Below are 17,251 nucleotides of genomic sequence, written 5' to 3'. Positions count from 1 at the left end.
CCTGCCTGTCACGCAGGGGGTCGCGGGTTCGAGTCCCGTCCGTTCCGCCACTTATTTTAAGAACCGTATCTCTCACGAGATACGGTTTTTTTTCGTCTGCAATTTGTGAAAAAAGGGCCAAACGGCCCAGTTATTTACTCTTCCCAGCGCTTTAACAGCAAACTGGCGTTCACTCCGCCGAAGCCAAACCCATTCGACATCGCGTAGCGCATCTCAAGCGGTCGCGCAGTAAGCGCCACCAGATTTAACCCATCGGCCTTCTCATCAGGATGATGTAAATTCAGCGTCGGCGGAGCGATCTGTTCACGCAACGCCTGAACCGTGAAGATCGCCTCAATACCGCCCGCGGCACCCAACAGATGCCCGGTCGCTGACTTAGTCGATGTAATCGCTACCGTACTGTTCACACCAAACACACGCTTTATCGCTGCCAGTTCGCCCTTATCGCCAACTGGAGTAGAGGTCGCATGAGCGTTAATGTGCTGAATATCGGAGGCTGAAATCCCCGCCTGACGGATCGCGGCTTCCATCGCCCTTGCGGCACCGTTACCATCTTCCGGGCCGGCAGTGAGATGATGCGCATCTGCGCTGGTGCCATAACCCACCAGTTCCGCCAGCGGCGTCGCACCGCGCGCCAGCGCATGTTCGAGCGATTCAATCACCAGCAGCCCGGCACCTTCACCCATCACAAATCCATCACGATCGCGATCAAATGGGCGTGAAGCCGTCGTCGGTTGATCGTTAAAACTGCTCGAAAGCGCCCGTGCCGCTGCAAATCCCGCAAGGCTTACCCGATGGATCGCCGCTTCACTGCCGCCGCATAAGGCGATATCTGCCTCGCCGCTGCGTATCAACCGCGCGGCATCACCAATGGCCTGTGCGCCGGCCGCACATGCCGAAACGGGCGCGCCGATCGGGCCGCGAAAACCATAGTTAATCGAGACATGGCCAGCTGCGAGGTTGGCGAGGAAAGAGGGAACGGTAAACGGGGAGAGTTTGCGAGGCCCGCGCGAATCGGTGGTGCGCACCGCGTTAGTGATCTCACTAAACCCGCCGATCCCGGTGGCAATCACCGTTGCAGTGCGATCGCGCTGCGCCTCCTCTTGCGGAAACCAGTTTGCCTGCGTTAATGCTTCCTTCGCCGCGACCAGTGCGAACTCAATAAAACGATCCATTTTTTTACGTTCTTTCGCCGGGATCGTGCTTAAGGGATCGAAACCGTGATGCGGATCCTCTTCAATCGAAGGGACCTGGCCTGCCACTTTGCAGGCAATATCGTCGACCATTTCATCGTCGAGGCGGGAAATACCCGATTTGCCCTCAACCAATGATGACCAGACGTGGGAAAGGCCGCAGCCCAACGGGCTGACGATGCCCATACCGGTTATAACGACGCGCTTTTGCGAAATGCTCATATTCACTCCTCCTTATTCATCTGTAATTGTGGCGCATATTTCAGCGACGTCTCCCCGGCCTGCTTACGTTGCAAATATTGATGACGATAGTGGAGAACCGGCGACGCTGCCGGGCCTGGCACCATGGCGTATTTTTCAGGGGTTATGGCTTCACCAGTGGCCTTATCGACAAGGATCACTTCAACAGGGCGCGCCGTTTCCCGCTCAACCAGCGTCATCTGTGGGCCTTCGGGTGAGAAATGACGGTTTCCCCACTGCGCCAGCGCAATGATGACTGGACGAAAATCATAGCCTAACGGCGTGAGGTGATATTCGTAACGCGGCGGGGTTGTGCTGTAGCTCACCTTTTCAAGCAACCCCTCTTCAACCAGCTCCTTCAGGCGCCGGGAGAGAATGTTCGGCGCAATGTTGGCGTTTTTCTGGAACTCATCAAAACGGGTAAACCCAGCGAAGGCGTCGCGCAGGATAATCATGCTCCAGCTATCACCAATGCGTCCCAGACTTCGGGCAATAGGGCAGGGAGCCTGGCAAAGTGCTTCATTTTTCATGGTGGTATCTGCTGTAGTAAACATGCCGCACCAAAGTGACATAGTGACTTTCAATATGCAAGTCACTACTTTTAGCACTATTGCCCCTGTGGCAAATATCCTCTGCTTTCCCGCCTCTTTTTCCCCCGAGCCCAACTCACCATAATCACGCCATCTGTTAAGAAATAATGAGAGAGGAATTGATATGTCTATCCCTGCATTTGGTCTGGGGACCTTCCGTTTAACCGATGAGGCGGTTATTGCCTCGGTAAAAAATGCCCTTGAACTGGGTTATCGCGTGATTGATACCGCGCAGATTTATGGTAACGAAGCCGCCATTGGTGAAGCGCTGGCGCAGAGTGGCGTCGCGCGGGAATCGCTATTTATCACCACCAAAATCTGGACTGAAAACCTGGGCGAAGGGCAGCTGATCCCAAGCCTGCAAGAGAGCCTGAAGAAGTTAGGCACCGACTACGTGGATTTAACGCTGATTCACTGGCCATCGCCGGGCGCAGCGGTGCCAGTTGCAGAGTCGATGCAGCAGTTGATGAATACCAAAGCGCAGGGGCTAACGCGCCAGATTGGTGTCTCCAACTTCACGATTGGGTTGATGGAGCAGGCGATTGCAGCGGTTGGGGCTGAAAATATTGCTACTAACCAGATTGAGCTTTCACCCTATCTGCAGAACCGAAAAGTAGTGCAGTGGGCAAAAGAGCACGGGATCCACATCACTTCCTATATGACGTTGGCGTATGGTAAAGCACTGAAAGATGCCACGATTGCTGGCATAGCGCAGAAGCACAGCGCAACGCCAGCGCAGGTGATCCTGGCATGGGCGATGGGGGAGGGGTACGCGGTGATCCCATCCTCGACCAAACGCGAAAACCTGGCGAGCAACCTGCAAGCGCAGAGGCTGAAACTGGATGCAGATGACAGAGCCGCTATCGCGGCGCTGGATTGCAACGACCGGCTGGTCAGCCCGGAAGGGCTTGCGCCTGAGTGGGATTAATCAGCAACGTGACGGGAGCCTGGCTCCCGTTTTTTTATCTGCCCGTCTGCGGCACATGCTCGCTGACGAAGTCGATAAAGGCGCGGATACGCGTACTCACCGCCCGATCGCTGTAGTAGACGGCGCTGAAGGGCATCTCTACCGGCAGCAGTTTGTCTGACATCAACGCAACCAGCTCGCCGCTCGCCAGCTCTTTATCAATCATATAATCCGACAGGCTGGCGATACCGTTGCCGCTCAGACAAAGATGTTTAAGGGTTTCACCGCTATTAGAGGCGAGCGTGGGCGTCACCTCCAGCAGTTGACCATCCGCTGCCGCCACCGGCCAGGTATTCAACGATACCGGCTCGGTAAAGCCGAGGCAGACATGGTTTTGCAAATCCTCTACCGTTTCGGGCGTACCGTAACGGGCAAGGTATTCGGGCGAAGCGATAATTTTACGGTAGCTCTTAAAGAGCGGACGCGCGCGCAGGCTGGAATCTGTCAGCTTGCCGACGCGAATAGCGACATCCACTTTACGTTCAATCAGGTTGATAAAGGTTTCGCTTGAGACCAGCGACAGGCTGATCTCCGGGTAACGTTCACGAAACGGCTTAATCAGCGGCATTAAAAAGTGCAGCACCACCGGCGTGGCGGCATCGATACGCAGCGTGCCGCGCGGCACCGATTTATTCTCCATCACCTCATTTTCCGCCGCCGCCATCTCCTGCAGCACCGTTTGTACGCGGCGGAAATAGCGTTCGCCCTCTTCAGTGAGGCTAAGCTGGCGAGTGGTGCGATTAAGCAGGTTAACGCCGAGCTTATTCTCCAGCTTCTTCACCGCCCGGCTAATGGCAGAGTTTGCCTGACCGAGACGTTCAGCGGCACGGCTAAAACTGCCGCTCTCCACGACCGCGACAAAAATGGCGAGTTCTTCCGAGGTGGTTTTCATTATTGCCTCTGTAGCAACATTTCAACGAGATTATTCATGCGCGTGTATTTAACCACGCCGCGTGTCGCAACGCCATCGCGCGGCCTAAAGGTCAATGGCACCTATACAAGCTGGCGCTTTTCTGGTGATTATTCGTTGAAACTATGGTCTACAATCCCTATAACTGAGTGACGCCCCTTTTTCGGGCGCGGAAATCAAAGAGGTTTAAAGCCGAAGTGGCGAAAAATACTTACGCTATGCGATATGTTGCCGGACAACCTGCGGAGCGCATTTTACCGCCGGGATCGTTCGCCAGTATTGGTCAGGCTTTACCTGCCGGGGTTCCTCTCAGCCAGGATGAAAAGATCCGCGTACTGGTATGGAACATCTTCAAGCAGCAGCGGGCGGAGTGGCTCTCGGTGCTGCAAAGTTTCGGCAAAGATGCACACCTGGTTCTGTTGCAGGAAGCGCAGACGACGCCTGAACTGGTGAGCTTCGCAACCAGCAACTATCTCGCTGCCGATCAGGTTCCCGCCTTTGTGCTGCCTCAGCACCCCTCAGGCGTGATGACGCTCTCTTCTGCCCATCCGGTCTACTGCTGTCCTCTGCGCGAGCGTGAGCCGATTCTGCGGCTGGCAAAGTCAGCGCTGGTGACGGTCTACCCGCTGCCGGACAGCCGTAATCTGATGGTGGTGAATGTGCATGCGGTCAACTTCAGCCTCGGTGTCGATGTCTACAGTAAGCAGTTGCTGCCGATTGGCGATCAGATTGGTCGCCACGATGGCCCGGTGATTATGGCTGGCGATTTTAACGCCTGGAGCCGCCCGCGTATGAACGCCCTTTACCGTTTCGCACGCGAAATGGCGCTGCGGCAGGTACGATTCACCGATGACAATCGCAGGCGAGCCTTTGGCCGACCGCTCGATTTTGTCTTCTATCGTGGCTTAAACGTTGATGAGGCGTCGGTGCTGGTGACCCGCGCATCGGATCACAATCCGCTGCTGGTAGAGTTCAGCCCGCTCCCTTCCGGCAAGTAGGGCGAAAAAAAGATAAAAAAAAGCACCGTGGGGAAACGGTGCTTTTTTTATTGCTTCAGGTCAGGAGTCTGGCGTCGCGCTGTTCTTCACGAAGAGCGTGATTTGATCGCCCGGCCGCAGATTGGAGGTATCGGTGTTCCAGCGCATCACATCTTTGATGTTCACGCCGTGACGTTTCGCGATACTCGACAACGAATCACCTTTGCGCACGCGATAGGTAATGCTATCGCTATTGCTGGCAAGACGTTGCGCGCTGCTGCCTGCACCAACCGTCAGGTTTTGACCCACCTTCAGGTTCGCGCCGCGCAGATTATTCCACTGCTTCAGATCCTTCGCGCTTACGCCGAGGCGTGACGCGATGCCTGAGATCGTATCGCCTGAGCGAACCTTGTAGCTCTTGCTGGAGAGCGGGGTGTTATCCGCAACCAGCGTCGGCTGTACGGCGGCAATTTCGCCGGATGCCAGCGATTCACGCAGCTGATCTGCATGTTTCTTCGGCACCATCACGTACTGTGGACCGGCTGAACCCAGCGTCGAACCTTTAACGCCTGCGTTAAACGCCTTCAGTTTGTTGACGGAAATTCCCGCCATTTCAGCCAGCTGATTCACTTCTACCGGGCTACTCAGCCTAACGCGCGCCAGCGCACGGCTTTCATCCGGCGTCGGCAGATTAATGCCATAGCGTTTGCTGTTTTTGAGAAGATCGCTCAACGCCAGCATCTTAGGCACATAAATCTTTGTTTCATAAGGCAATGACAGCGACCAAAAATCGGTGGGTTTCCCCTGCGCTTTGTTCGCTTTAATTGCCTTCAGCACGCGGCCTTCACCGCTGTTGTAGGCGGCAACGGTCAGTAACCAGTCGCCGTCAAACATACGGTTAAGACGCTGCATCATGTCAAGTGCGGCCGTAGTAGAGGCCACAATGTCACGACGCGCATCGTAGCTGCGTGTCTGTTTTAAACCATAATTTCGCCCTGTGCTCGGAATGATTTGCCAAATGCCTGCGGCATTGGCACCAGACGTTGCGTGCGGGTTAAAAGCGCTCTCCACTATGGGTAGTAGTACCAGTTCCATGGGCATGTTACGTTTTTTAACTTGCCCAGCTATCCAGTACATATACGGCTCTGCCCGTAAAGTTACATCGTGGAGATAGCTCTTATTGTTTAAATACTTCAGTTTCTGTTCGCGAATCCGGCTGTTTTCCGGAATTCCCATCTTTAGCTCGTCGCTTATAGAGGCCCACAAGTTGCTATCCGTTTGGTCGGCGAGTGTTCCGTCGTCCATCCAGCGTGCCTGGCTTGTGAACTTCCCAGCTTCCCCTTGACCAGCTGCAGAAAGGCTCTGTGCGTGCTGTTGTACCGAACCGTCGCGCTGCGACGCCTGGCACCCCACGAGCAGGACAGAGGCGAGTAATATCGCTTTTGCCTTCATGTGTGTGTCAATAGTAGTTGCTTAAAAGACGAGCGATGATAACGGCGATGTTTTCAAAAGGCAACCCGCAATGTCAGAAAGCATCTTTCTTTGCCCGTAACCAGGCGAAACGCTCCTCTGGATGTTGCAATACGCGTTCTTGGTTTATTACTTCAATTAAATCAGCATCTTCCGTGCGTAAAAATAAATTTATTTTCCGCTCATTTTTCAGAATTACAGGGAGTGTCTTTTCGTTTTTAGCACGTAACTCACTCACTTTCTTATAGTATTCCTGAACCTCTGCATCTTGAGGCAGCACGCTGACAGCAAACTTCATATTCCCTAAAGTGTATTCATGTGCGCAACAAATCACCGTGTCATCGGGAAGGGCGTTAATTTTACAGAAGGATTGATACATCTGCGTTGCCGTCCCTTCGAATAATCTTCCACAGCCGCCAGAGAAGAGCGTATCGCCGCAAAAAAGGTAAGGAAAACTGAAGAAACAGATATGTCCTAAAGTGTGACCTGGGGTGGCGAAGACCGAGAAATCCTCGCCTAAAACGGTGACCGTATCGCCTTCGGCCACAACCTGGGTCGTGCCCTTATGTTGTGTCTCCGCTGGCCCATAAACCACTACATCAGGGAAAGCGTCGCGCAGCGCCTGCACACCGCCGACATGATCGTTATGATGATGCGTCAGCAGAATAGCTTCGGGTTGCCACTGGTGCTCTTCAATAGCACGCAGCACCGGGGCGGCCTCGCCCGGATCGACAATCAGGCAGCGCCCCTCATCCTCACTCAACACCCAGATGTAGTTGTCCTGAAACGCGGGAATACTGTTAAGATTCATAAATTACCTCTCAAAGCGTAGCGGAAGGTTGTAATGAAGCCGGCAAGGACTCCCCGAAAATTCGTCGCGCCCGTAAATTGGGGCGCGCTCCCAAAAGGTGTTTATTACCGTCAGGCGCTGGAGGAGGAGCTCAAGCCGTGGCTGGCGAAAATGTATGGTTTTCACCTGCTTAAGATTGGCAACCTCAGCGCGGAAATCAACCTTGAAAGCTGCGCGATCTCCCACCAGGTCAATGTCTCGCTGGCAGGCGAACCGGCGCAGGTACGCGCGGATCCGCTCTCTTTACCGTTTGCGGAAAAGTCCGTCGATGCCTGCCTGCTGGCCCATACGCTGCCATGGTGCCCCGATCCTCACCGGCTGCTGCAGGAGGTCGATCGCGTGCTGATTGACGACGGCTGGCTGGTGATGAGCGGGTTTAACCCCATCAGCTTATTAGGCGCCTGCAAAGCGGTGCCGTTTGCGCGCCGCTCGTCAGCGGTCAAAAGCCGAATGTTCACTCTTACGCGACAGTTTGACTGGCTCGCGCTGCTCAATTTTGAAGTGCTTCATTATAGCCGCTTTCGCGTGTTGCCCTGGACGAAGCAGGGCGGAAAGCTGCTGAGCGCGCATCTGCCGGCGTTGGGCTGTATGCAGCTGATCGTGGCCCGTAAACGCACCATTCCGCTGACGCTCAACCCGTTAAAACAGAGTCGCTCACGGGCGCGCGTGCCGCAGGCCGTTGGCGCGACACGGCAGTCTTAAGCCAGGGTTTCCGGCTGGTAACCGACATCTTCCTGGGTGGGATTCATCGCCGCCGCGCGCGCCAGCTCATCGCAGCGTTCGTTTTCCGGATGCCCGGCGTGGCCTTTTACCCACTCCCAGCGGATTTGATGCTGGCTAAGCGCCGCATCGAGCCGCTTCCACAGGTCGACATTTTTAACCGGCTTCTTATCCGCCGTTTTCCAGCCGCGTTTTTTCCAGTTGTGGATCCACTGGGTGATACCCTGGCGCACGTACTGGCTGTCGGTGCTGAGCACCACTTCGCAGTGCTCTTTCAGCGCTTCAAGGGAGACAATCGCCGCCATCAGCTCCATGCGATTGTTGGTGGTTAAACGGTAGCCTTCGCTGAAGGTCCGTTCATGTCCGCGATAACGTAAAATGGCGCCATATCCACCCGGTCCCGGATTGCCGAGGCACGATCCGTCGGTGAAAATTTCTACCTGTTTGAGCATCTCTGGTAGACTTCCTGAGTTGAAAACGACAAGTCTGACATAAATGGCCGCTATGAGCACTGCAATTACACGACAGATCGTCCTCGATACCGAAACCACCGGTATGAACCAAATCGGTGCGCACTACGAAGGGCATAAGATCATTGAGATCGGTGCGGTAGAGGTGATAAACCGCCGCCTGACCGGCAATAACTATCACGTCTACCTGAAGCCCGATCGGCTGGTGGACCCGGAAGCGTTTGGCGTTCACGGCATCGCCGATGAGTTCCTGCTCGATAAACCGACCTTCGGCGATATTGCCGATGAGTTTATCGACTATATCCGCGGCGCGGAGTTGGTGATCCATAACGCCTCGTTTGATATCGGCTTTATGGATTATGAGTTCAGCAAGCTGAACCGTGGGATTCCGAAAACCGAGACCTTCTGCAAAATTACCGACAGCCTTGCGCTGGCGCGCAGGATGTTCCCGGGCAAGCGTAACAGCCTTGATGCGCTCTGCTCGCGTTACGAAATAGATAACAGCAAGCGAACGCTGCACGGCGCACTTCTCGACTCCCAAATTCTTGCCGACGTCTATCTGATGATGACCGGGGGCCAGACATCGATAAAATTTTCGATGGAGGGCGAGAACCAGAATCAGTCAGGCGAAGCGGGGATCCAGCGCGTTGTGCGGCAGGCAAACAAACTGCGCGTTGTTTTAGCCAGTGATGAAGAGCTGATGGCCCATGAATCGCGCCTCGATTTAGTACAGAAAAAGGGCGGAAGTTGCCTCTGGCGGGGCTAAATTCATTTATTAACCGTGAAAAATCAGCCAGTGGGCGATTTTTGCAGCAAACGATTCAAAACAAGAGAAAAAGCGTTGACGGCACCAGGCGCAATACGTAATATGCGCCTCGTTCCCTAACAGGAACACAACGCGGAGCGGTAGTTCAGTCGGTTAGAATACCTGCCTGTCACGCAGGGGGTCGCGGGTTCGAGTCCCGTCCGTTCCGCCACTATTCAGAAGGCCTGAATCAGCAATGATTCAGGCCTTCGTCGTTTCTACTCCTTCACCACCGCGCGCTGCGCGATAAATCCGCTCTCCACGCCCGCGCGCTCATGACGCGCCAGCCAGCAGTAGCAGCCCGCCCCGAGAAAGACGCCGATAAACCAGCTGAAGTTTGCCACTTCGTGCAGCGCCGGAATAAAGCTGATCACCAGGCCTACCATCACCGACGGCAGCAGCGCAGCAATCGCTTTAGGGTTAAAGCCGTTTTTGTACCAGTAACGCCCGTTCGGGGAGACGGTAAAGAGATCGTCGACAAACACCTTGCCGCGTTTAATCAGGTAGAAGTCCGCCAGCAGAATGCCAAACAGCGGGCCAATGCAGGCACCGAGCACATCCAGCGTGTAGTGGATCAACTCCGGCGACTGGAACAGGTTCCACGGCGTCAGCAGTACGGAGCCGACCGCGGCAATCATCCCCCCGGTACGGAAGCTGATCTTCTGCGGCGCGCAGTTAGAGAAATCAAACGCCGGTGAGACGAAGTTCGCCACGATATTAATGCCGATGGTGGCAGTAATCATGGTCAGCAGGCCAATCGCCATCGCCAGATCGCTGCCGACGTGGCTGACCGTTTCAATCGGGTCGGTGATCATTTTGCCAAACAGCGATTGCGTTCCCGAGACAATCACCACCGTCACAATCGAGAAGAGCAGGAAGTTAAAGGGCAGTCCCCAACGGTTGCCGCGGCGGATCGCCTGCATGCTTTTGCCGTAGCGGGAGAAGTCGCCAAAGTTGAGCAGCGGGCCGGAGAAGTAGGAGACTACCAGCGCCGTGGCGGTGATCATCTGCCACGCCTGCTCGCCCGGTGTCAGCGTTTTGCTGGCAAGGGTAAAGGAGATGCCGTCAAAACCGGTCTGGTAGAGGATCCAGCCCGCCAGCGCCATCATCACCACATAGACCGCCGGTCCGGCGACATCAATAAAGCGTTTGATCGCGCTCATTCCGTGCCAGAAAACCAGCGCCTGTAGCGCCCACATAATGCCGAAGCAGATCCAGCCCAGCGTCGACAGCCCCAGAAAGTGGCTGCTTGTCAGCGCGCCCAGCGAAGGCCAGAATTTCAGCGCCACCAGCATCAGAGCATTGGCGGCGAGATAGGTTTGAATACCGTACCAGGCAAAGGCGATAAGCCCGCGGATCACCGCCGGAATGTTGGCACCGAAGACGCCAAATGCCTGACGGCAAATCACCGCATAGGGCACGCCGGTCATCTGGCTCGGCTTCGCCACCAGGTTTGCACAGAGCTGCACAATACAGATCCCCACCAACAGGCAGAGCAGCACCTGCCAGCTGGCGAGCCCTAAGGCAAAGAAGCTGGCGGCGACCACATAGCCGCCCATGCTGTGCACATCGGACATCCAGAACGAGAAGATGTTGTACCAGGTCCAGTTTTGCTGGCGAGTCGGCGCGAGATCCTCGTTGGTCAATCTTGGGCTATAACGAGCATCGTACTGCGGTTCAGGGTTTGGCATGGATTCTGCTCCTTTAGATAGCGATAGCGTTCATAGGTCTGCTATCGGCTATTGCATTAACCAGGCCAGGTTTGGATTTTTTGTATACAAGATGGCTAAAAAACGTATACAAAAAAGGCAATGCTGCGTCACACAGGAATCAGGTTATGAACCATTACACCGGGCTACAGGCGCCTGCGGATCGGGAAGAGAGGGAGCATTTCATCTGGCAATCGCTGTTAACGGCCATTGTTGAGCACCAGTTGCCGCCGGGCAGTAAGCTGCCGGAAGAGGCGTTGGCGGAGGTATTTGGCGTCAGCCGCACCGGCATTCGCAAAGTGCTCACGCGCCTTGCAACGGTGCAAATGATCACCATCGCGCCCAGGCGCGGTGCATTTGTCGCGAATCCTGGCATCGACGAGTCAAAAGAGATCTTCGCCACGCGCAAAATGATCGAGTGTGGCAACCTGCCGCAGGTGCTGGCGCATCTGCAACCGCCGCATCTGGCGGCGCTGGAGGCGATCATTGCCGAGGAGGAGGCGGCACACCAGCAGCATGATGGCGCGGCGGCCATTCGCCACTCGGCGGCTTTCCACATTCAATTACAGGCGATATCGGGCAATGCGGTGGTGACCGACATTATCACCACTCTGACGCAGCGCTCCTCGCTGGTGATTGCCGCCTGGGGCGCGCCGTGGCAGCAGGGCTGCCGCTGTCACGATCACGATGCGTTAATCGAACTGTTACGTAACAAAGACCTGGCGGGCCTTGAGCATGCCATGGCGCACCACTTTGACCACATTGTTTCCAGCCTGCGCTTTGAGCGCAGCGGCGAAACGCTGCCCGATTTTACCCGCCTGTTTGGCACCCGAGGAGAGCCGCAATGAGTGCATTTTGTATACAAGTCATCAACCCCAACACCAGCCCGGAGATGACCGGAACCATAGCCAGCGCCGCGCGCCGCATCGCCTCGCCGGGCACAACTATCCTCGCCAGCTGCCCGACGCAGGGCGTGGAGTCGATTGAGGGGCATTTCGACGAAGCGATTGCCGCCATCGGCGTGCTGGAGCAGGTAAAGCAGGGCAAAGCACAAGGCGCGCAAGGGCACGTAATCGCCTGCTTTGGCGACCCGGGATTACTGGCGGCGCGGGAGCTGGCGAGCGGCCCGGTTATCGGCATTGCCGAAGCGGCGATGCATATGGCGACGCTGGTGGCGACGCGCTTCTCGATTGTCACCACGCTGCCGCGCACGGTGATCATCGCCCGCCATTTACTGCGCCAGTATGGCTTTGAACATCACTGCGCCGCGCTGCACGCCATCGATTTACCGGTGCTGGCTTTGGAAGATGGCACGGGTCTTGCTCAGCACAAGGTACGCGAGCGTTGTATACAAGCCAAACGCGAGGATGGAAGCGGGGCGATTGTGCTGGGGTGCGGCGGCATGGCGAATCTTGCCAGTGAGCTGACGCAGGAGTTGGGCTTCCCGGTGATCGACGGCGTAACGGCGGCGGTCAAAATGGTTGAATCCCTGCTCGCCCTCGGTTTCGGCACCAGTAAATATGGCGATCTCGCGTATCCCAATAAAAAGCCGCTTTCAGGATGCTTTGATATGCTCAGCTGAAGGCGGCCCCGGTTAAGAGGTCGAATCAGCATGCAAGCAGCAACCGAGACTCCCTTCTGGCACTTTACTGCCGACTACCCGCGCGATATGGCGGGCTACGCCGGTAAGCCGCCGCACGCACAGTGGCCGGGCGGCGCGCGCATCGCCGTGCAGTTTGTGCTGAATTTTGAAGAGGGCGGCGAGAACCATGTTCTGCACGGCGACAGCGGCTCGGAGCAGTTTCTCTCCGACATCATCGGCGCGGCCAGCTACCCGGCGCGCCATATGTCGATGGACTCCCTCTATGAATACGGTTCGCGCGCCGGTTTCTGGCGCATCCATCAGGAGTTTCAGCAGCGCAGCCTGCCGTTAACGGTGTTTGGCGTGGCGATGGCGCTGGTGCGCAATCCGGCAATCGTCGAGGCGATCAGGGCGGCGGATTATGACGTGGTGAGCCACGGCTGGCGCTGGATCCACTACCAGGATCTCGATATCCAGACCGAGCGCCAGCATATGCAGCAGGCGGTTGAGATCCTGCAAACGCTGTTCGGCAAACGCCCGCTCGGCTGGTATACCGGGCGCGACAGCCCCAACACCCGCGCGCTGGTGGTGGAGCAGGGTGATTTTCTCTATGACAGCGACTACTACGGCGACGATCTGCCCTTCTGGACTACCGTCGGCGAGAAACCGCATCTGATTGTGCCCTACACGCTGGATGCCAACGACATGCGCTTTGCCACCGCCCAGGGGTTCAACACCGCCGAGCAGTTTTATACCTATCTGAAAGATAGCTTCGATGTGCTCTATGCCGAGGGCGAAACGGCACCGAAGATGATGTCGATTGGCATGCACTGCCGTCTGCTGGGGCGACCGGGGCGGTTTCGCGCCCTGCAGCGTTTTCTTGATTACGTGCAAAGCCACGACAAGGTGTGGATCTGCCGCCGCCAGGAGATCGCCGAGCACTGGCTGAAACATCACCCCTATAAAGCGTAACCGGCCCGCTGCCCGCCTGTGCGCGGGCGAAGGTTAGCGCGTCAGGCGCAGCTGCTGCAGGTTGCCATCAAGCTGTAGATCCGTTTGCAAACGCGCCACATCCCGGCAGATAAAGGCCATCTCGCGGTGCGCCTCCAGCTTATGCCGCCACTTCTCTGGCACCTCGGCAAGATTGTCATACAGCGCTTCCAGCGTGGGAAAAGTGCTGAGCAATTGGGTGGCGCTTTTCGGCCCGATCCCGGCGACCCCTGGCACTTTTGAACTGCTGATGCCCGCCAGCCCCCAGTAATCCGGCAACTGCTGCGGCGTTACGCCATACTCCTGGTCGATAAACGGCGCATCGAGCCAGCGTTTCTGGAAGTAGTCGCGGATGCGGATGGTGGGCGAGAGCAGCTGGCAGTAGCCTTTGTCCGTCGAGACAATCGTCGCCTCTTGCCCCGCCTGCGCCATTTTTACCGCCAGCGTGGCGGCGAGATCGTCGGCTTCATTGCCCGGCGTCGCCCAGCAGCGAATGCCGCGCTGCTCAAACGCCGCGCGCAGTGCGGGCATCTCCTGATGCAGCGGCTCCGGCATCGGCGGTCTGCCCGCTTTATAGTCCGGCAGCAGCTGATGACGCCAGCCCTGATTGCGCGCTTCATCATCGAACACCGCCACTGCGTGAGTCGGCTGGCTGTGCACAATCAGCTGCTCCAGCGCGTGCAGGCAGGTCTCCGCGCAGGGTGAACCCTGCACCGCATGAATACGGCGGATAAGATTGAGTGCGTCGACAATAAGCAGATGAGCCACGGATACCCTCCTTGTAAGCGAGCGCTAAGGGTAACATTGCCCGCTTTATGAGGCTATGAAACGGTGACTATTCAGGAAGATGCCTCGCAAAACGAGGCATCTGTCACGCAGGTTAATCGCAGGTAACGACCTTCATCGCCAGCCCGCCGCGCGAGGTTTCGCGGTACTTGGCGTTCATATCTTTGCCGGTTTCGTACATCGTCTCGATCACCTTATCGAGGCAGACGCGCGGCTCGCTGGTGCGGCGCAGCGCCATACGCGCGGCGTTGACCGCTTTAACCGAGGCAATGGCATTACGCTCAATACAGGGCACCTGCACCTGGCCGGCGACGGGATCGCAGGTCAGACCGAGGTTGTGCTCCATACCGATTTCCGCCGCAATGCACACCTGCGCCGGGCTTGCGCCGAGCAGTTCAGCCAGACCGGCAGCTGCCATTGAGCAGGCGACGCCCACTTCCCCCTGGCAGCCCACTTCCGCGCCGGAAATTGAGGCGTTCATCTTATAGAGCGAGCCGATGGCGCTGGCGACCAGCAGATAGCGCGCCAGCGAGTTAGCATTCACTTCGCGGATAAACTTTTCGTAATAGGCCAATACCGCCGGGACGATGCCGCAGGCACCGTTGGTCGGTGCGGTCACTACGCGGCCACCGGCAGCGTTCTCTTCATTGACCGCCAGCGCAAACATATTGATCCAGTCGACAACCGCCATTGGATCGGTGGTGGTTTTATCACTGCTGACCAGCATGCGGCGCAGCGCGGCGGCACGACGCGGCACGCGCAGTCGGCCCGGCAGCACGCCTTCGGTGTTGATGCCACGCTCAATGCCGCCGTGCATCACTTCCCAGACACGCGCCAGGTGCTGCTCCAGCTCCTCTTTGCTGTGCAGCGCCAGCTCGTTTTTCATCATCAGGCCGGAGAGGGAAAGCCCGCTTTCCTGGCAGTGACGCTGCAAATCGGCTGCGTTTTTATAGGGGTAAGGCACCTCAACCGGCGCGCTGGTGGTCTGGCCGAAGTGCGCTTCGTCGACAATAAAGCCGCCGCCAATCGAGTAGTAGGTCTGGCTGTAGAGCACCGTTTCGCCCGCCAGCGCGGTGATGCGCATACCGTTCTCATGCAGCGAGAGGTTGTCGGCATGGAAATTCATGCAGTGATCGACCGGGAACTCCACTTCGTGCTCGCCGTTCGCCAGCAGCAGGCGGCCGTGCGTGTTCACATCCTGAATAAAGCCCGGGATCGCATCAATATCGACGCTATCCGGCAGGTTACCGGCCAGCCCCATAATAATGGCGATATCTGTATGGTGACCTTTGCCGGTCAGGGAGAGCGAGCCGTAAACGTCGACCACCACGCGGGTAACGTCGCGCAGCAGGCCGCGGGCAATCAAATCATCGGTGAACTGTTTGCCGGCTTTCATGGGGCCGACGGTGTGCGAGCTGGAGGGACCGATACCGATCTTAAAAATATCGAATACGCTGATCATAACGCGTTATCCATGACAAAGAGGGATCGCGCCGCCCGGCTGGACGGCGCGCAGAGATTAGCTGAACAGGGAGTAGAAAATCGCGGAGATAGCGATGAGACCCATAATCACAATGAAGACGTTGCTGATGTGACCGCTGTATTTACGCATCGCCGGAACACGGGCAATCGCGTACATCGGCATCAGGAAGAGGATCATGGCGATAATCGGGCCGCCCAGCGTTTCGATCATGCCGAGGATGCTCGGGTTCCAGGTCGCAACAGCCCAGGTGGTCAGCAGCATGAACAGCGCGGTAATGCGGTTCAGCTTGTTGATTTCGATGGTTTTGCCTTTGCCGCGCAGTGATTTAATCACCATACCGTTGAAACCTTCACGTGCGCCGAGGTAGTGGCCAAGGAAGGATTTAGTGATGGCGATCATCGCGATGATCGGCGCCATCCAGGCGATGACCGGCGCATTAAAGTGGTTAGCCAGGTAGGAGAGAATCGAGATGTTCTGCTCTTTCGCCGAGGCCAGATCGGCCGGTGCCAGGCTCAGCACGCAGCTGAAGACAAAGAACATCACCGTCAGCACCATCATGATGTGGGCGAAGGCCAGAATGCGTGAGCATTTACGTTCTGCTTCTGCGCCGTACTCTTCACGTTTCGCCACGGCGAAGGAGGAGATGATCGGTGAGTGGTTAAAGGAGAAGACCATTACCGGGATCGCCAGCCACAGGGTCATCCACAGGCCATTACCGGTAGCAGACGCGCTGTTGAAGGAGAGGGTTTCCAGCACCGCACCGTTCCACTGCGGGATCAGATAGACCGCGAGCAGCATCAGGGCGATAACAAACGGGAACACCAGGATGCTCATCGCTTTAACGATCATCTGCTCGCCGAAGCGCACGATGGTCATCATACCGACGATCAGAATCAGGGAGAGAATAGCGCGCGGCGGCGGCGTCATACCCAACTGGTGGGTCATGAAGCTGTCGACGGTGTTGGTGATCGCCACGCTATAGACCAGCAGAATCGGGTAGATAGCGAAGAAGTAGAGCAGGGTAATCAGTTTACCCGCGCCGATACCAAAATGTTCTTCCACCACTTCGGTGATATCTTCGCCGGGATTTTTACCGGAAAGCACAAAACGGGTCAGGCCACGGTGTGCGAAGTAGGTCATTGGGAAGGCAAGGATGGCCATGATGATCAGCGGAATCAGTCCGCCTACGCCAGCGTTGATGGGCAGGAACAGTACGCCAGCGCCAATCGCGGTACCGTAGAGGCCTAGCATCCACATGGTGTCGGTCTTACGCCATGCGCTCCGCGTTCCGGTTGAAGCCAGATTACTGGTTTGAGTCGTTTCCATTGGTAAATCTCCTGGGAAAATCAAAAAGCTGCCATTTAGACAAATCGTTTGCCATCCACGTCAGCGGTAATATTTTATCCGGTTGATTGCGGCTATTTTTATAATTTCTTACCGCAATTATTTGCGGCGGAAAGATACATGTATGTTATGACTCTATCAGTGATCAGGATCGCAATTGCAATA

The 17,251-nt window shown here is 56.5% G+C and carries 17 protein-coding genes and 1 tRNA gene; 8 read left to right on the top strand and 10 right to left on the bottom strand.

Going from position 1 to position 17,251, the window contains the following annotated elements; translation table 11 throughout:
* Positions 1–134: 134 nt before the first annotated feature.
* The gene (gene fabF / locus IAE48_RS22035; protein WP_200135590.1) at positions 135–1,415 is read right to left on the bottom strand and encodes a beta-ketoacyl-ACP synthase II; all 1,281 of its coding nucleotides are present in this window, start codon (positions 1,413–1,415) and stop codon (positions 135–137) included.
* A 2-nt stretch (positions 1,416–1,417) separates the two neighbouring features.
* Positions 1,418–1,963, bottom strand: coding sequence for a helix-turn-helix domain-containing protein (locus IAE48_RS22030; protein ID WP_042717367.1), 546 nt, complete (start codon positions 1,961–1,963; stop codon positions 1,418–1,420).
* A gap of 184 nt (positions 1,964–2,147) precedes the next feature.
* Here IAE48_RS22030 and dkgB point away from each other — a divergent pair, with 184 nt between their 5' ends.
* The gene (gene dkgB, locus IAE48_RS22025; RefSeq protein ID WP_200135589.1) at positions 2,148–2,951 is read left to right on the top strand and encodes a 2,5-didehydrogluconate reductase DkgB; all 804 of its coding nucleotides are present in this window, start codon (positions 2,148–2,150) and stop codon (positions 2,949–2,951) included.
* A 34-nt stretch (positions 2,952–2,985) separates the two neighbouring features.
* Here dkgB and yafC read toward each other — a convergent pair whose 3' ends face one another.
* Positions 2,986–3,882 (bottom strand): DNA-binding transcriptional regulator YafC, encoded by an 897-nt coding sequence (gene yafC / locus IAE48_RS22020; RefSeq protein WP_042717373.1) that lies wholly within the window; start codon positions 3,880–3,882, stop codon positions 2,986–2,988.
* A 215-nt stretch (positions 3,883–4,097) separates the two neighbouring features.
* On the opposite strand from yafC, the gene IAE48_RS22015 reads away from it, so the two are divergent.
* Positions 4,098–4,898 carry an endonuclease/exonuclease/phosphatase family protein gene (locus tag IAE48_RS22015; protein WP_071789488.1) on the top strand — a complete coding sequence of 267 codons (801 nt, stop codon included), beginning with the start codon at positions 4,098–4,100 and terminating at the stop codon, positions 4,896–4,898.
* A 60-nt stretch (positions 4,899–4,958) separates the two neighbouring features.
* Here IAE48_RS22015 and mltD read toward each other — a convergent pair whose 3' ends face one another.
* Positions 4,959–6,329, bottom strand: a complete 1,371-nt coding sequence (gene mltD / locus IAE48_RS22010) for a murein transglycosylase D (protein ID WP_200135588.1) — start codon at positions 6,327–6,329, stop codon at positions 4,959–4,961.
* A gap of 73 nt (positions 6,330–6,402) precedes the next feature.
* On the bottom strand, positions 6,403–7,158 hold the full coding sequence (gene gloB / locus IAE48_RS22005; RefSeq protein WP_200135587.1) for a hydroxyacylglutathione hydrolase: 756 nt from the start codon (positions 7,156–7,158) through the stop codon (positions 6,403–6,405).
* 33 nt (positions 7,159–7,191) lie between these two features.
* Here gloB and IAE48_RS22000 point away from each other — a divergent pair, with 33 nt between their 5' ends.
* Complete coding sequence (locus IAE48_RS22000) at positions 7,192–7,899, top strand: class I SAM-dependent methyltransferase (RefSeq protein ID WP_094419405.1); 708 nt, start codon at positions 7,192–7,194, stop codon at positions 7,897–7,899.
* Here the strand turns inward: IAE48_RS22000 and rnhA are convergent.
* Entirely contained in the window at positions 7,896–8,468 is a 573-nt protein-coding gene (gene rnhA, locus IAE48_RS21995) for a ribonuclease HI (protein ID WP_161629337.1), read from the bottom strand. The two genes, IAE48_RS22000 and rnhA, sit on opposite strands and share 4 nt — an antisense overlap.
* Here rnhA and dnaQ point away from each other — a divergent pair.
* Together dnaQ and IAE48_RS21985 are read left to right on the top strand one after the other, a co-directional pair.
* Positions 8,422–9,153 (top strand): DNA polymerase III subunit epsilon, encoded by a 732-nt coding sequence (gene dnaQ, locus IAE48_RS21990; protein WP_042712390.1) that lies wholly within the window; start codon positions 8,422–8,424, stop codon positions 9,151–9,153. The two genes, rnhA and dnaQ, sit on opposite strands and share 47 nt — an antisense overlap.
* 134 nt (positions 9,154–9,287) lie before the next feature.
* Positions 9,288–9,364, top strand: a tRNA-Asp gene (locus IAE48_RS21985).
* Between the two features lie 46 nt (positions 9,365–9,410).
* On the opposite strand, the gene IAE48_RS21980 is transcribed toward IAE48_RS21985, so the two are convergent.
* Positions 9,411–10,883, bottom strand: a complete 1,473-nt coding sequence (locus IAE48_RS21980) for an NCS1 family nucleobase:cation symporter-1 (RefSeq protein ID WP_094419406.1) — start codon at positions 10,881–10,883, stop codon at positions 9,411–9,413.
* 146 nt (positions 10,884–11,029) lie between these two features.
* Between IAE48_RS21980 and IAE48_RS21975 the strand changes: the two genes are divergently transcribed.
* Genes IAE48_RS21975 through puuE form a run of 3 tightly spaced genes read left to right on the top strand, consistent with a single transcriptional unit; the run spans position 11,030 to position 13,455 of the window.
* A complete protein-coding gene (locus IAE48_RS21975; protein ID WP_200135586.1) occupies positions 11,030–11,749 on the top strand; it encodes a GntR family transcriptional regulator in 720 nt (239 codons plus the stop codon).
* Positions 11,746–12,483, top strand: coding sequence for an aspartate/glutamate racemase family protein (locus IAE48_RS21970; protein WP_200135585.1), 738 nt, complete (start codon positions 11,746–11,748; stop codon positions 12,481–12,483). Before IAE48_RS21975 ends, IAE48_RS21970 begins: the two co-directional genes overlap by 4 nt.
* A 30-nt stretch (positions 12,484–12,513) precedes the next feature.
* The gene (gene puuE, locus IAE48_RS21965) at positions 12,514–13,455 is read left to right on the top strand and encodes an allantoinase PuuE (protein WP_200135584.1); all 942 of its coding nucleotides are present in this window, start codon (positions 12,514–12,516) and stop codon (positions 13,453–13,455) included.
* A 33-nt stretch (positions 13,456–13,488) separates the two neighbouring features.
* Here puuE and xni read toward each other — a convergent pair whose 3' ends face one another.
* From xni to IAE48_RS21950, 3 genes are all read right to left on the bottom strand, one after another.
* Positions 13,489–14,241 (bottom strand): flap endonuclease Xni, encoded by a 753-nt coding sequence (xni, locus tag IAE48_RS21960; RefSeq protein WP_200135583.1) that lies wholly within the window; start codon positions 14,239–14,241, stop codon positions 13,489–13,491.
* A gap of 112 nt (positions 14,242–14,353) precedes the next feature.
* Positions 14,354–15,721, bottom strand: a complete 1,368-nt coding sequence (locus tag IAE48_RS21955) for an L-serine ammonia-lyase (RefSeq protein ID WP_200135582.1) — start codon at positions 15,719–15,721, stop codon at positions 14,354–14,356.
* 57 nt (positions 15,722–15,778) lie between these two features.
* Complete coding sequence (locus IAE48_RS21950) at positions 15,779–17,068, bottom strand: HAAAP family serine/threonine permease (protein WP_023479482.1); 1,290 nt, start codon at positions 17,066–17,068, stop codon at positions 15,779–15,781.
* Positions 17,069–17,251: the final 183 nt, after the last annotated feature.

The organism is Kosakonia sp. S57 (assembly GCF_016516575.1).
GTDB lineage: Bacteria > Pseudomonadota > Gammaproteobacteria > Enterobacterales > Enterobacteriaceae > Kosakonia > Kosakonia cowanii.
The sequence above is the reverse complement of the archived record's forward strand: the minus strand, read 5'-3'. Positions and strand labels throughout refer to the sequence as shown.

Bases quoted from the DNA above. Each gene is read 5' to 3' on its own strand.
- puuE (WP_200135584.1), top strand. From the start codon at position 12,514: ATGCAAGCAGCAACCGAGACTCCCTTCTGGCACTTTACTGCCGACTAC.
- gloB (WP_200135587.1), bottom strand. From the start codon at position 7,158: ATGAATCTTAACAGTATTCCCGCGTTTCAGGACAACTACATCTGGGTG.
- IAE48_RS21980 (WP_094419406.1), bottom strand. From the start codon at position 10,883: ATGCCAAACCCTGAACCGCAGTACGATGCTCGTTATAGCCCAAGATTG.
- dkgB (WP_200135589.1), top strand. From the start codon at position 2,148: ATGTCTATCCCTGCATTTGGTCTGGGGACCTTCCGTTTAACCGATGAG.
- dnaQ (WP_042712390.1), top strand. From the start codon at position 8,422: ATGAGCACTGCAATTACACGACAGATCGTCCTCGATACCGAAACCACC.
- fabF (WP_200135590.1), bottom strand. From the start codon at position 1,415: ATGAGCATTTCGCAAAAGCGCGTCGTTATAACCGGTATGGGCATCGTC.
- mltD (WP_200135588.1), bottom strand. From the start codon at position 6,329: ATGAAGGCAAAAGCGATATTACTCGCCTCTGTCCTGCTCGTGGGGTGC.
- IAE48_RS21970 (WP_200135585.1), top strand. From the start codon at position 11,746: ATGAGTGCATTTTGTATACAAGTCATCAACCCCAACACCAGCCCGGAG.
- IAE48_RS21955 (WP_200135582.1), bottom strand. From the start codon at position 15,721: ATGATCAGCGTATTCGATATTTTTAAGATCGGTATCGGTCCCTCCAGC.
- yafC (WP_042717373.1), bottom strand. From the start codon at position 3,882: ATGAAAACCACCTCGGAAGAACTCGCCATTTTTGTCGCGGTCGTGGAG.
- IAE48_RS21975 (WP_200135586.1), top strand. From the start codon at position 11,030: ATGAACCATTACACCGGGCTACAGGCGCCTGCGGATCGGGAAGAGAGG.
- IAE48_RS21950 (WP_023479482.1), bottom strand. From the start codon at position 17,068: ATGGAAACGACTCAAACCAGTAATCTGGCTTCAACCGGAACGCGGAGC.
- IAE48_RS22030 (WP_042717367.1), bottom strand. From the start codon at position 1,963: ATGAAAAATGAAGCACTTTGCCAGGCTCCCTGCCCTATTGCCCGAAGT.
- IAE48_RS22000 (WP_094419405.1), top strand. From the start codon at position 7,192: ATGAAGCCGGCAAGGACTCCCCGAAAATTCGTCGCGCCCGTAAATTGG.